This window comes from Micromonospora sp. NPDC047620 (assembly GCF_043205005.1).
Classification (GTDB): Bacteria; Actinomycetota; Actinomycetes; order Mycobacteriales; family Micromonosporaceae; genus Micromonospora.
Genome location: NZ_JBIDDG010000017.1, coordinates 89,115 through 102,559 on the forward strand (window position 1 = coordinate 89,115; position 13,445 = coordinate 102,559).

Genomic DNA, 13,445 nt, shown 5'->3' on the forward strand with positions numbered 1-13,445 from the left:
TAGACCGGCTTCCCGCGCATCGGCCACCACCTGCGGCGACGGCCACAAGGCCGGGCCGGGGGACCTTCGGCGGGCGGGGTGGCGGACGGCCCTCAGCCGCCGGGACGCTCGGCTATCACGCCACGGAAGCAGGAGGCCGGTTTTCGCCGTTCGCGCGACCGGACGCCGGTGCACGCCTCAGAATCGAACTCTCAGCGACCTGACTGGGGGTAGGTGGGCGAGCGTGCGGGAGATGGTGGTTGCGCCGGTCGTCACTGACGTCGAGCTCGGCCTGGCCGAGGTGGTGTGGCACAACGCCGAACGCGATCCGGACCAGACGCAGTTCGTACGACCGGACCCCGACCCCCGGTCCTGGCCGGCTCGCCGGTCCGGGCGTGGCGCGACGACCGTGACCTGCCGACAGTTCCGCGACGACGTGCAGGCGGTCGCCCGAGGTCTGGTGGCCACGGGTGTCCAGCCGGGCGACCGGGTGGCGCTGATGAGCCGCACCCGGTACGAGTGGACCCTGGTGGACTACGCGCTGTGGTCCGTCGGCGCGGTGACGGTTCCCGTGTACGACACGTCGAGCGCGGACCAGTTGGCCTGGATCCTCTCCGATTCGGGCGCGGTCGCCTGCGTGGTGGAGACGGCCGGGCACGCCGCGATGCTGGACGGCCTGCGCGACTCCCTGCCGGCGTTGGCGCACGCGTGGCAGATCGACGCGGGCGACCTGATCAGACTGGCCGGGGCCGGCCGCGCCGTCGACGTCGGGCAGGTGGAGGCCCGCCGTCGGCGCGTGTCGGCGGGCGACATCGCCACGATCGTGTACACCAGCGGCACGACCGGACGGCCGAAGGGTTGCGTCCTGACGCACGGCAACATCGCCCTGGACGTCGGCAACGCGACCGCGATCCTGCCGGAGGTGTTCCATCCCGCCGCGTCGACGGTGCTGTTCCTGCCCCTGGCCCACGCCTTCGCCCGGATGATCCAGGTCGGCGTCGTACACACGCGCGCCACCATGGTGCACAGCGCGGACATCGGCGGCGTGCTGGACCAGCTCCGCCGGTACCGTCCGACGTTCGTCCTGGCCGTGCCGCGGGTGTTCGAGAAGATCTACGACCGGGCGAGACGGAAGGCGGCCGACGAGCACCGGGGCTGGCTGTTCACGGTCGCCGACCGGGTGGCGGTGCGGTACAGCCGCGCGCTGGACACCCGTGGCGGACCGGGGACCGTGCTGCGGCTGGCGCATCTGGTGTGCGACGTGCTGGTCTACCGCAAGCTGCGGGCGGCGCTGGGTGGACGCTGCCGGGTGGCGATCGTCGGCGGGGCACCGCTGGCGCAACGGCTCGCGCACTTCCTCCGCGGCGCCGGCCTCACGGTGCTCGATGGGTACGGGCTGACCGAGACCTCGCCCGCCCTGACGGCCAACACGCCGGCGGCGATGCGGATCGGCACGGTGGGTCGTCCGCTGCCCGGAGTCGATATCGCGATCGCCGAGGACGGGGAGATCCTGGCCCGGGGAGGGGTGGTCTTCCCCGGGTACTGGAACAACGCGGAGGCCACCCGCGAGACGTTCACCGACGGTTGGCTGCGTACCGGCGACCTCGGGGCACTCGACGAGGACGGCTACCTGCGGGTCACCGGGCGGAAGAAGGACATCATCGTCACGGCGTCCGGCAAGAACATCGCCCCCGCCCCGATCGAGGATCAGGTCCGCGCGGATCCGCTGGTCAGCCAGTGCGTGGTGATCGGCGACGGACGGCCCTACCTCGTCGCGCTGGTCACGATCGACCCGCAGGCGTGGCCGGGGTGGCGGGCCGCGCACGGTCGCGCGGACGCCTCGGTGTCGGACCTGCGGGATTCCCCGGCGCTACGGGAGACGGTCCAGCACGCGGTCGACCGGGCCAACCGCGCGGTGTCCCGGGCCGAGCAGATCAAGAAGTTCCGCATCCTTCCCCGTGACCTCACCGAGGCCGACGGTGAACTCACTCCCACGTTGAAGGTGCGGCGAGCGGTGGTGCAGGAGCGCTACGCCGCCGACATCGACGCGCTCTACCGGGACCGCTGACACGGCTCATTGACACGGAGCGTCGTACGGATTCCACTGCTTGCAACAGCACCACCGGCCCGGCTCCCCCGGCCGACACCGTTGCAGCAGTTGGGAGGCGTCATGTCCTCGCCCGCCAAGCCGCCACAGGATGCCGTGACCCTCCGCCGTCTCCGCCTCGGGATCGGCACGGTCGGCATCGCGCTGCCGATCGTGCTGACGGTCGGCCACGCGCTGCTCACCGGAAACCTCATCCTGCTCGACTCGATCAGCGCCTTTTACCACACCGACATGCGGGACGTCTTCGTCGGCGGAATGTGCGCCATCGGCGTCTTCCTCGTCTGCTACCGCTATCGGAAGGTGGACGACGTCCTCAGCTCGATCGCCGGCGTGCTGGCGATCGCGGTGGCGGTGTTCCCTGCCGCGACGGGTGCGCCGAGGGGAACGCTCACGCCCACCGACGTCACGATCGGGCGGCTGCACCAGGTCTCGGCCGCTGCCCTGTTCGTGCTGCTGGCCGTCTTCTGCATCTTCCTGTTCCCCCAGACCGACCGGACGGTCCCCCCGACACGGCGGACGCGGGCCCGCAACGGCATCTACTACGCCTGCGGCGGCATCATCATCGGCGCCATCGCGCTCGCGGTGACGAGCAACGCGCTGCCCGACTCCGTCCGCGACACGCTCAAGCCGCTGTTCTGGTGCGAGGCGGTGGCGGTGCTCGCCTTCGGTGCCGCGTGGCTCGTCAAGGGCGAGGCGATGTTCCGCGACACACAACCGCCCCCTGCCGAATCCGAGGTGCGCCGCACGGTCCCGACCCTCTAGGGTTCCGCTGTGGCTTTGGAGATCGTGTCCCTGGCGGACCACCCGGACCTGGCACCGCTGCTCGACGACGACTTCGACGGGGCGTGGCCGCCGTTCATGCTCTGGGATCCGATGGGTTCCGTGTACTACGGCGTCGCCCACGACCTGTATCCCGAGTTCGTGTTCGTCGCTGTCGACTCCGCCGAGCCCGGACGCGCCGTCGCCCGGGCGTACGCCGTGCCGCTGCGCTGGACGGAGGCGGAGCTGCCCGACGGCGGCTGGGACCGGGTGATCCAGCGTGCCACCATCAACCGCCTCACCGGCGCCACCCCGAACATCGTCTCGGCGTTGGAGATCTGCATCCGGCCGGACCGGCGGGGCACCGGCCTTTCGGCCCTGATGCTCGCCGCCTTGCGGGATGCCGTGGCGAAGCGGGGCTACGACACGCTGGTCGCGCCGGTGCGCCCGAGCGGCAAGCACACCGAGCCCGACCTGCCGATGACGGAGTACGCGGCGCAGGTCCGCGAGGACGGCCTGCCGGTCGACCCGTGGCTGCGGGTGCACGTCCGGGCCGGTGGACGCATCGAACGCGTCGCTCCCCGGTCGATGACGATCACCGGGACGCTGGCCGACTGGCGCCGCTGGACGGGCCTGCCCTTCGACACCAGCGGACCCGTCCACGTGCCGGGAGCCCTCGTGCCCGTGCACTGCGACGTGGCGCACAACCACGCCGTCTACGTCGAGCCCAATGTCTGGGTCCGGCACCGCCTGTAGGTCCTGCTTCCTTGCCAGCAGGACGGCGTTTGCCGGGTTCTGACGCCCATCGATACCTTGGGTAGGATGGGCGCCAGAGCCACCGGTGTCAGTAGATGATCAGGTACGGTTGCCGGTCGCTCTCCCGACTGTCGCTGGCGACCAGTCGCCCAGCGGTCGTGTCGTCGGAGAGTCGAAGCGTCAGGGCTCCGTCGGCCAGGTTGGCGTTGACCGCGCCGGTGACGTCAACCGAGTACCAGCCGGGACGGTCCACCCGAACGGTCCCGAGCACGCTTCCGCCCGCGCTGGACGGGCGGCTGTTCCAGCTCACGCCGCTCTCCGACCATGAGTCGTCGGCCAGCGCCCGCACCGTCACCGGTACGGCGCCAACGCCCGGCGACACCGAGCTGACATGAAAGTACAGCCGGGCGGAGACAGTCGCAGTGCCCGGATAGCCTTCGAGCCCGGCCTTCAGGTAGGCCATCCGGTCGCCGTCCGGACTGTGCGTGTCGGGGAGGTCGGCGATCTCCAACTCGCTCGCTGAACCGTAGGTGGTGTCCGCGTACGCACCGGCCCGTACGAAGGTGTCGGCGACCACCGGCGTCGTGGTCTGCCACCTGGTCTCCACGTTCCGGGCCCGGTCGTGAGCGGATGCCCAGTAGTAGCCGGGGGCGGTGATCCGCAGTGGTTGGAAGCCCACCTCACCGGCCCGGTAGCCGATCGTCTCCGAGACGCCCGACGCCTGGCCGTCCGAGTTCGCGTTCATCGTCAGGTACCGGCCCGCCATCTTGGTGAACCGGCCGTGTACGGCCGCCGCCACCGGCTCCCCGGTGACCAGATCGGTCACCCGGAGCCGCACGGTCGCCGGACCGCCCGCGGCGGTCACCGTCAGCTCGGAGACGATCAGTGGCCGCAGGTGGGTGCCGGTGGTGGTGGCGGAGACAGCCGGCGAGGCCGACCCGACGTTGCCGTGTACGTCCACGGCGGCGACCCGGTAGTGGTGGGTGGTGTCCGGCAGCAGGCCGGAGTCGGTGAAGGTCAGGCCGCGCGACTGCCCGGCGAGGTTTTCCGGGCCGGGCGTGAAGCCCGGATCGGTGGACCGGTAGATGTTGTAGTGCTCCACCTCGGTGTCGTCGAAGGCCCGGCCGTAGGCGAGATCGATGCTCTGGTGGTCGAAGGCGTTCGCCGTCGGCGGCGAGCTCACCGCGCTGGGCGGTCCGGTGTCGACCGGCAGCGGCGCGTACACGGCGTTGGGTCCCCACACCGACGGGAGCCAGCGGATGGAGTCGTAGTGGTGCATCGCGATGCCGCCGAATGCCGGACTGCCGGCGAATGCGTCGTACACCTTCCGCAGTTCGCGCTCGGCGACGGCGCGCCCCTCCTCGCGGAAGGTGATGGTCTCCGGGTCGCCGCTCCAGGCGATGTCCAGCGTCTCCACCCCGATCACCACCGAGTTCGGCTTGCCGATCGCCTCGGCGTACGCGATCTCGGACTGGGCCTGGGCGATGATGCCGACCGACCCCTCCGCGGTGTCCCGGTAGTCCATGATCGAGATGTAGTCGCTCATGTCCTGGATGTGTTCGCTGAGCGGTTTGGTGGCGCCCTTCCAGGTGATGCCGGTGCAGCACGTGTTGACGTCCAGCCAGCGCGGGATCGCCGGGCCGAACGCCAGCGGCGAACCCGCCGCGTTCCTGCGCTGGATCAACTTCTCCAGAATCTCGAGCCACTGCAGTTGCACCGCCGGCTTCTCAGCCGCGAACCCGGGATAGATGTAGGGCTCGATGTCCACGTTGACCCCGTCGAACCGCTCCGCCGGCCGCGAGGCGAGGTTGTAGTTGAGGATCTTCTCCATTTCCCGGACCGCGCGGGAGTGGTAGCGCTCCAGCCCGCCGAGGAACGGCGGTTGGGTGCCGCCGGCGATCGTGGCGTACACCGTGAAGCCCTGCGCGTGGGCCCAGCTCACGAAGTCCCGCACCTCGGCACGCTTGTCGTAGAGCATGTCCAGATCGCCGTACTGGTCCACGCCGACATAGAGCGTGGTGATCGGCCGCGAGCCGAAGGTGTCGGCGTCGCGCGCCGTCGTCGCGAGCAGCCGGCGGGATCCGGGGTTCAGGATCAGTCCGTACGACGCCCGCTCCCAGATCCACATCGCCCGGTCCTGCGGGCCGACCCGTACCGGCTCGGCAGCGCCCGCGCCGACCGCGACGTAGACGGTCGGGCTGTACCCGGTGTTGCCGTACACGTCGACCGCTCTGGCCTCGATGCTCACCATGGCGTCACCGAGTTCGCGGGGATCCCACAGATAGGTGTAGGTTCCCTTGCCTCCGAACGCCCGCAGCCAGGCTCCGCCGTTGACGCGTACCGACACCTCGCGCACGGTGTTGTGCGCGGCGACCGAGACGCGGACCGGTGTCGGCTGCCGCACCGTGCCGCCGTCATCGGGACTGGTCACCGTCACGACCGGGACGTTGGCGGCGGGGTTGTCCACCCGCAGGGTGACGAACGGGGACCAGACACCGTATCGGTTGTCGGTTCGCTTGGCGCGCACCGCGACCTCGATCTCACCGTCCATGCCGGTCGTGTCCAGGTCGTAGTACCAGGTGCCGGTGTCGTCGCCGTCCGGGTCCACGGTGTGTACGCGGGGAGTGCTGCGGCCGTCGAGCACGACGGTCAGTTCGTACGCGTCGGTGTAGCCGCCCGACAGGCGGACGGTCCCGGCCGGCACCGCGTCACCGCTGGTGTGCGAGTCGATGGTGACCGAGGGCGCGGCGGCGGAGGCGGGCTGCCAGGGCGGCAGCAGCAGAGCGGCCAGCACGGCGGCGGACAGCGTCAGCCGCGAGCGCCAGGAGTTGCTTCGGATCAGGGACACGGGGGTGCTCCTCTCGGGGGGTTCAAGAGATGAGGAGGTACGGCTCGGTGCCCGCGCCGTACTCGCGGGAATCGATGACCACCAGCCGGTCGGCGACCGAGTCGTCACTGAGTCGGAAGGTGATCTGGCCGTCGTTGAGATTGCTGTTCACGGCACTGGTGACGTCGATCGCGTACCACCCGGGTGCCGTCACCTGCAGTGTGCCCAGCAGGGACGCTCCCGCGGTGGGCCGGTTGTTCCACGTGATCGTCGACTCCGACCAACTGTCGGCGGTGAGCACGCGAACGGCGATCGAGACCGGACCGGGCCCCGGGGCGACCGAACTGACGTGCAGCCAGAACCGGGCGGAACCGGCCTGCGTGTCGGGAAGGTTGGCCTTCAGGTAGGTCAGCCGATCCACGTTGGGGTCCGCGGCATTCGGGGCGTCCTTGACCTCCAGCCGGGTCGTCGACCCGAGATTCGTGTCGCTGTACGTGCCGCTGCGCACGTGTGCGTCGGCGGCGACCACGGTCCGCGGCACCAGGGTGTCCCGGCGCGGGATGCCGCCCGCGCGGAATCCGGCGACTGCGGACTCCACCTCGGTGGTGGTGAGAGAGGCGTCCCGGGCGTGGTAGACCCAGTCGACGTCGAGGACGTACCTGCGGGACGTCGACGAGGAGACCAGGCCGCCGTTGGCGAACCACACGGCGTACTTCAGGAACATGAACGCCTCGGGGGCGTAGTCACCGCCGTGACCGGCGACCAGCACGCCGTCGACGTAGTACCGCACCTCGCCGCCGGTCACGTCGAGTTTGAGCAGGTGCCATCCGTCGTGGCTCCGGGACAGGACGGTCTCCAACGCGCGGGGATCCCAGGGGCTGTCCTGATACGTCTCCCAGGTCACCATCTGCAACGCGGTGCCGGCCGACCCAAGGCCCCCGTTGGGGACGTATTCGTAGTCCAGTTCGCTGTAGTTCGGGTCGAGGGGGTGGTTGAGCTGCGAGATGGTGTAGAAGGTCTGGACCACCTGATCGCCGTCCGGCCCGCTCTCCGGTGCGTCGGTGAACCGGATCCGGGTCGCGTAGGTACCCTCGAAGAACCGTTGCCCCTGGGAGACCGACGCTTGAGTGGTCGTCTGGCCGGCGCCCTGGCTGGTGGCGGCGAGCCGCATCACCCGGTCGGCACCGGATCCCGCCATGGAGACGTTGTCGGCGCTCCAGGTGGCACCCGACACCCCGGGCCCACCACCGCCGGTGCGCACCGTCCAACCGAAAGCGGCGAACGCCGGATCCGCGGGACCGGCGTAGCTGAAATCGTCGAAGAACTCCTGGGGCACCGCGGCGGTACGCGCCGACGCCGGATGTGTCGTAGACGGTGTCACCGCCAGCGGGACCGACGCCACCGCCAGCGCGGCGGCCAGGACGGCGTGGGGGACGTTCATGGCTCCTCCTGCTATGTGTCGAGCCAGCGGTCCAGGTGCGCGGCGATGAACGCGTCGTCCTGCAGGTCGGGGTACGCCCGGATCACTCGGTCGAGCTCCGCCGCCTGCCCAGGCGAGAGCCGCTCCTGCTCGTCGAGCAGCCGTACGTTGTCCAGCAGGCCCTGGCGCCGCAGCACCTCGTGGATTCCGGCGACGCAGCCGGCGAAGCCGTTGGCGACGTCGAAGACGGCCGCGTTGGCGTCGGTCAACCTCGCGGCCGTCGTGAGCAGCTCCTCGTCGAGCTGTCCGGTCCGTGCCGCCTCGCGGGCCCGCTCGAACAGCTCCACCGCGCGGTGGGTCCACACGGCGTACTGGCCGAGCAGCCCACCTACGATCCGCTTGCTGACCTGACCGCCGCTCACCGGGAAGCGGTATGTGGTGAGCAGGTCGACGATGATGTTGTCGTCGTTGCCGGTGTAGAGCGCGATCTCCGCCGCCCGTGAGGACTCGCAGACCGCCCGGACCACGTCGAGGGTGCGGTACCGGTCGAACGGCGCGATCTTGATCGCCGCCAGGCAGGGCAGTTCGGCGAGCCGGGCCCAGAAGTCGAACCCGAGCGTCCGACCGCCGACTGCGGGCTGGAGATAGAAGCCGAACACCGGGAGCACCTCGCCGACCGCCGCGATGTGCGCGATGAGCTCGTCGTCCGTCAGCTCCGCCAACCCGCGCAGGATCACCATGGCGAGGTGGTAGCCGAGGTCGGCGGCGAGCTTCGCCTCGGCGACCGCCTGGTCGGTGGTGCCGGAGACTCCGGCGACCAGCACCACCGGCCGGTCGCGCGGCGCCTCCCGCACCGTCTCGACGGCGATCCGTAGCACCGGTTCGAGTAGCCCGGCCTCCCGGATCGCGAACTGGGTGGTATGCACCCCGACCGCCAGGCCGCCGGCCCCGGCGTCCAGGTAGTACCGGCTCAGTGCACGCTGTCGGCGCTCGTCGAGCCGCCCGGTGGCGTCGAGCGCGAGCGGGTGAGCCGGGATCACGACGCCCTCGCGCAGCGCGGCGCCGACATCCAACGGTAGTGCTGCCGACATCAGAATCGCCCCTCTCGCTCCTGAAAGTGGGTTTCCTTGCCGTGGGTCTCGCCGCCGCCGAGCACCCATTCGGCGGTCCACTCGATCAGCGTGCGCAGCGGGACGGCGGGGTAGCCGAACAGCTCGTTCGCCCGCGCGGCGTTGGAGAGCAGCGCGGTGGGCTCCGCTGCCCCGGTGAACGTCGCGGGCACCCCGAAGATCTCGCCGAACCGCTGCGCGATCCAGCGCACGGAGGCGGTCTCGGGGCCGGCCAGGTTGAGCACCAACGGCGGCGCCGCGCAGTGCTCGAAGAGCCGGAGTGTGGCGGCGTTGACGTCGCCCTGCCAGATCACGTTGACGTTGCCCATCCGCAGGTCGACGGGCTCGCCCCGGTGCACGGCTCGCGCGATCTCCAGCAGCACCCCGTACCGGAGTTCCACCGCGTAGTTCAGCCGTACGATCGCCATCCGGGTGCCGTACCGGTGTGAGAAGTGCTCGAGCACCCGCTCCCGGCCCAGACACGACTGTGCGTACTCGCCGACCGGGCCCGGTGGCGTCGCCTCGTCGGCGCCGCCGCTCACCACCGGTACCAGGGGATAGACGTTGCCGGTGGAGAAGGCGACGATCCGCGAGTCGCGGAACCGTTCGGCGACCCGCCCGGGAAGGTAGGTGTTGAGGGCCCAGGTCTGGTGCTCGGCGCCGTCGGTGCCGAACTTCCGGCCGGCCAGGTACACGATGTTCGCGACGTCCGGCAGGCCGGCGAGCGCCGTGTCGTCGAGCAGGTCGGCGCGGAGCAGCTCCACGCCCCCGCCGCTCAACCGCTCTACCAGCTCGGGCCCGGGATTGCGGGCCACCCCGATGATCCGGGCCTGCCGGCCTGCCCGGTCCAGGGCGCGCCGCGCCATCAGGGCCAGCTCGGGTCCCAGCTTTCCGGCGACGCCGAGGAGCATCAGGTCGCCGTCCACCCGCGCCAGGCTCTCCACCACCTCCTGGCTGGGCGTCGAGAGGGCCTCCCGGAGGGCGGCCAGGCTGCGCGGCGGGGCGTCAGCCACGTGAATGGGCATCGGTCGGTGCCTCCCTGAGAAATGGCTGTGGTTCGGTGCGGGGCGACGGGATGGCGTCGAGCGGCCGGTACGTCGCGCCCGCCGCGGCGAGGCGGGGCAGGTGCGCCGTGACCCGGTCGCGGAAGCTGGCGAAGGAATGCCGGGGCGCGGTCGACCAGACAGTCTCGCTGAACGCACAGAGGCGGGGAAACGCCATCCGCTCCACGTCCTCTGGCCGCGGCATGTACTCGGTCCACAGTTGGCACTGGGCGCCGAGCGCCCCGACGGGCTGGTCGGCGTCGAACTCGTACACCCGCTCCAGCGACGTGTGCCCGCCGATCGCGAGGGGTTCGGTGTCCCGGTCCTGGCTCTGGTAGTAGTCGAGGTAGAGGTGCTCGTGTGAGGCGAGCACCACGTCGTGGCCGTCCTGGTGGGCCGCCATGGCCGCGCCGTCGCCCCGCCACGGCATCGCGATCGCGTTCGGCACCCGCAGCGCGGTTTCGGTGTCGTACCAGAAGACGGGGCGGCGGCCGCGGTCCGTGACGAAGCTGGCAAGCTCTCCCACGTACCAGCCGAGCAGGGCTCGCTCGTCGGACAGTCCCAGCTCGGCCAGGCGTGCCGTGACGGCCGGGTTGGCCCGCCACTGCCCCGTGGGGCACTCGTCGCCGCCGAGGTGCAGGTAGTTCCCGGGGAAGAGCGCCATCACCTCGTCGAGCACGTCGCGGTAGAACCCGACCGTCGTCTCGGAGATGTCGAGCACGTGCTCGCTGATCCCCCAGTCGGTCCAGACGTCGAGCTGCCGGCCGGTGTTGCCGAGCTGCGGGTACGCCGCTATCGCCGCCTGTGAGTGGCCGGGGCTGTCGATCTCGGGCACGACGGTGACGAACCGTGTCGCGGCGTACGTCACGATCTCCTGGATGTCCTGCCGCGTGTAGAAGCCGCCGTGCCGCACCCCGTCGTACCGGCGGGGGGTCTGTCGGGCGTGTCCGACCAGGGTCTCGGCACGCCACGCCCCGATCTCGGTCAGCCGCGGGTAGCGCGGGATCTCCAGCCGCCAGCCCTGGTCGTCGGTGAGGTGCAGGTGCAGCACGTTGAGCTTGTGCAGCGCGAGCAGGTCGATGAAGCGCAGCACGAACTCCTTGGGCATGAAGTGCCGCGCCACGTCGAGCATCGCGCCGCGCCAGCCGAACCGGGGGGCGTCGGCCACCTCGAGGTACGGGAGGCTGACTGTCCGGCCGGACGCGCCTTCCGGCAGCAACTGGCGCAGCGTCTGGGCGCCGTAGAACACCCCGGCAGGTGCGCCTCCGGTGATCTCCACCCCGCGCTCGTCGACGGTGAGCCGGTAGCCCTCCGGTGCCAGGCGATCGTCGAGGGCCAGGCGCACCGGGGCGTCGGACACCACGGCGCGGGTGAACCCGGGCACCTCCGCGAGCCAGTCGGCGACCCCCTCGGCCTCCGGCACGGCCGCGACCGGCACCGGCCCGGCGACATGCAGCGCACCGGAGTGCCGGCGAATCGACGCGGGATACGGGATCAACGAGGTCATCACGCCGCCCGGTGCGCAGCGAGTACCGCCCGGAACGCACCGAGCGCGTCGGCCAGCGGCGGCGCCTCGGGGAACCAGGCCCGTTCCCACTCCAGGGACAGCCAGGCCCGGTAGTCGAGGCGGTCCAGCTCGCTGAGGATCTGGCCCAGCGGGACCGCGCCGTGCCCCGGCAGCACCGGAGCCAGGTCGTCGGTCGCCCGGACGTCCTTGAGCTGTACGTGGCGCAGCCACGGCGCCAGCGCGTCGGCCGCCTCGCGGGCGCTCTCCCCCACCCGCCACGGGTTCACCGCGTCCCACAGGGCGGCCACCACGGGCGAGTCGACCTCGGCGAGCACCGCCGCGACGGCGCGCGCCGAGCAGAACACGTCGTGGGTCTCCAGCAGGATCGTCACCGGCCCGCCCTCGATCCTCCGGGCCACCTCGCCGAGGCGCTGCACCGCCACCGGATGCGGGTCGGCCTGGCCGTCCCGGCCGCCGAAGACCCGCACGTAGCGGGCGCCCAGTTGCTCGGCGATCTCGACGTGGTGCAGCAGGTCGGTGACCGGGTCACCGTCCGGTGCCGCGATACGCACGTACGAGGCGACGCAGATCGGCTCGACCCCCGCGTCCGCGAACCGCTTCCCGGTCTCCCGCAGCATGCCGGCCGGGGTGTCGGGCGCGACCGGCTCACCCTCGGCGCAGCGAAGCTCCACGCCGTGGCAGCCGGTACGCCGGGCCAGTTCCAGCACCGACTCGACCGGCTCGGCCGAGCAGCCGAGGGTGCTGAACGCGAGTCGGCCCGCTGCCCACGCCGGTACCGTGTCGACGCCGCTCACGCCGCCACCTCGCTCCGCTCCGCGGCGGCGCGAGGCGCCACGCTGCTGAGCCGAATGGTTCGCTCGCTCCGCTCGCTCACGCCGCCACCTCCACGGTCAGACCCGGGATCCGCACGGTGTCGGCACGCTCGGCCGACTCGTACAGCGCGAGCGCGGTGGCCACGACCGACTGCCCGTACGCCGCGTCGACCGCCGGCGCCCGCCCGTCGCGGCAGCTCGCGACGAAGTCCGCCAACTGTTCCCGGAACGCCGCCACGATGTCGTCCTGCTCCGGCGTGACCACCTGCACCGCGTCGTCGCCCTGGTACGTCCACAGCCCGTCGCGCCGGGACAACCGCAGCGCGCCGTGCTCGCACACCACCTCGGTCTCGTCCTGGAACGGCAGGCCGGTCCCGGTGACCGAGAGCATGACCCGTACCCCGTTCGCCAGCTCCAGCAGGCCGACCGACTCGGTTTCGACCTCGACGCCCGGCTGGTGCCAGACGTACCCGTGCACGCTGACGGCGGGTGCGTCGCCGAGCCAGTGGGCCTTGTCGATGCTGTGCGTGCCGACGTTCATCACGATGCCGCCGCCGGCGAGCCTCGGGTCGAAGAACCAGTCCGGACGGGAACCCCGCTCGTAGCGCGCGGTACGCCGCTCGGTGATCACTACGGGCCGGCCGAGGCTTCCCGACCGCAGTGTCCGCCGCGCCTCGCGGACCGTCGGCAGGAAGTGCAGCACGTGGCCCACGGCGAGGCGTACCCCGTGGGTCGCGCAAGCGTCGATCATCCGCTGGGTGTCCTCGACGCTGGTGGCCATCGGCTTCTCCACCAGAACGTGCAGTCCGGCCGCGGCGGCGTCCACGGTGATCGGTGCGTGCAGCGTGTGCGGCGCGGTGATCAGCACTCCGTCCAGCCCGCCGGCGGCGAACATCACGGCGTGGTCGGCATACGCGCGGGCGCCGAACCGGGCCGCGAGCTGCTCGGCGGCCGGCAGCCGTACGTCGCAGACCCCGGCGACCTCGACCTCGGGCAGGCCGGCGGCCGCGTCGAGGTGCAGGGCGGCAACGCTGCCCGCCCCGATCACGCCGACGCGGAATGGTCGATTCCCCCATGTTTCGGTCACTGCACGTTCCTTTCGATC

The 13,445-nt window shown here is 71.3% G+C and carries 10 protein-coding genes; 3 read left to right on the top strand and 7 right to left on the bottom strand.

Translation table 11 applies throughout. From position 1 onward, the window contains the following. Window positions 1-223 precede the first annotated feature (223 nt). The 3 genes from ACGF5C_RS21775 (at window position 224) to ACGF5C_RS21785 (ending at window position 3,601) form a co-directional block, all read left to right on the top strand. Entirely contained in the window at window positions 224-2,047 is a 1,824-nt protein-coding gene (locus tag ACGF5C_RS21775; RefSeq protein WP_393304210.1) for an AMP-dependent synthetase/ligase, read from the top strand. A 102-nt stretch (window positions 2,048-2,149) separates the two neighbouring features. Continuing rightward, a complete protein-coding gene (locus ACGF5C_RS21780; RefSeq protein ID WP_393304212.1) occupies window positions 2,150-2,848 on the top strand; it encodes a DUF998 domain-containing protein in 699 nt (232 codons plus the stop codon). 9 nt (window positions 2,849-2,857) lie between these two features. Next, window positions 2,858-3,601 (top strand): N-acetyltransferase, encoded by a 744-nt coding sequence (locus ACGF5C_RS21785; protein ID WP_393304214.1) that lies wholly within the window; start codon window positions 2,858-2,860, stop codon window positions 3,599-3,601. Window positions 3,602-3,689: 88 nt separating this feature from the next. Here ACGF5C_RS21785 and ACGF5C_RS21790 read toward each other — a convergent pair whose 3' ends face one another. From ACGF5C_RS21790 to ACGF5C_RS21820, 7 genes are all read right to left on the bottom strand, one after another. Beyond that, window positions 3,690-6,449, bottom strand: coding sequence for a DNRLRE domain-containing protein (locus ACGF5C_RS21790; RefSeq protein WP_393304216.1), 2,760 nt, complete (start codon window positions 6,447-6,449; stop codon window positions 3,690-3,692). A gap of 22 nt (window positions 6,450-6,471) precedes the next feature. Next, complete coding sequence (locus tag ACGF5C_RS21795) at window positions 6,472-7,869, bottom strand: DNRLRE domain-containing protein (RefSeq protein ID WP_393304218.1); 1,398 nt, start codon at window positions 7,867-7,869, stop codon at window positions 6,472-6,474. Between the two features lie 11 nt (window positions 7,870-7,880). Further along, on the bottom strand, window positions 7,881-8,939 hold the full coding sequence (locus ACGF5C_RS21800) for a dihydrodipicolinate synthase family protein (RefSeq protein WP_393304220.1): 1,059 nt from the start codon (window positions 8,937-8,939) through the stop codon (window positions 7,881-7,883). Next, complete coding sequence (locus ACGF5C_RS21805) at window positions 8,939-9,982, bottom strand: NAD-dependent epimerase/dehydratase family protein (RefSeq protein ID WP_393304222.1); 1,044 nt, start codon at window positions 9,980-9,982, stop codon at window positions 8,939-8,941. The genes ACGF5C_RS21800 and ACGF5C_RS21805 overlap by 1 nt, the downstream gene beginning before the upstream one ends. Beyond that, window positions 9,963-11,507: a beta-N-acetylhexosaminidase gene (locus tag ACGF5C_RS21810; protein WP_393304224.1), complete on the bottom strand. Its 1,545-nt coding sequence runs from the start codon at window positions 11,505-11,507 to the stop codon at window positions 9,963-9,965. Before ACGF5C_RS21810 ends, ACGF5C_RS21805 begins: the two co-directional genes overlap by 20 nt. Beyond that, the gene (locus ACGF5C_RS21815) at window positions 11,507-12,322 is read right to left on the bottom strand and encodes a sugar phosphate isomerase/epimerase family protein (RefSeq protein ID WP_393304226.1); all 816 of its coding nucleotides are present in this window, start codon (window positions 12,320-12,322) and stop codon (window positions 11,507-11,509) included. The genes ACGF5C_RS21810 and ACGF5C_RS21815 overlap by 1 nt, the downstream gene beginning before the upstream one ends. Window positions 12,323-12,398: 76 nt before the next feature. Next, on the bottom strand, window positions 12,399-13,427 hold the full coding sequence (locus tag ACGF5C_RS21820; RefSeq protein ID WP_393304228.1) for a Gfo/Idh/MocA family protein: 1,029 nt from the start codon (window positions 13,425-13,427) through the stop codon (window positions 12,399-12,401). Between the last annotated feature and the right edge of the window lie 18 nt (window positions 13,428-13,445).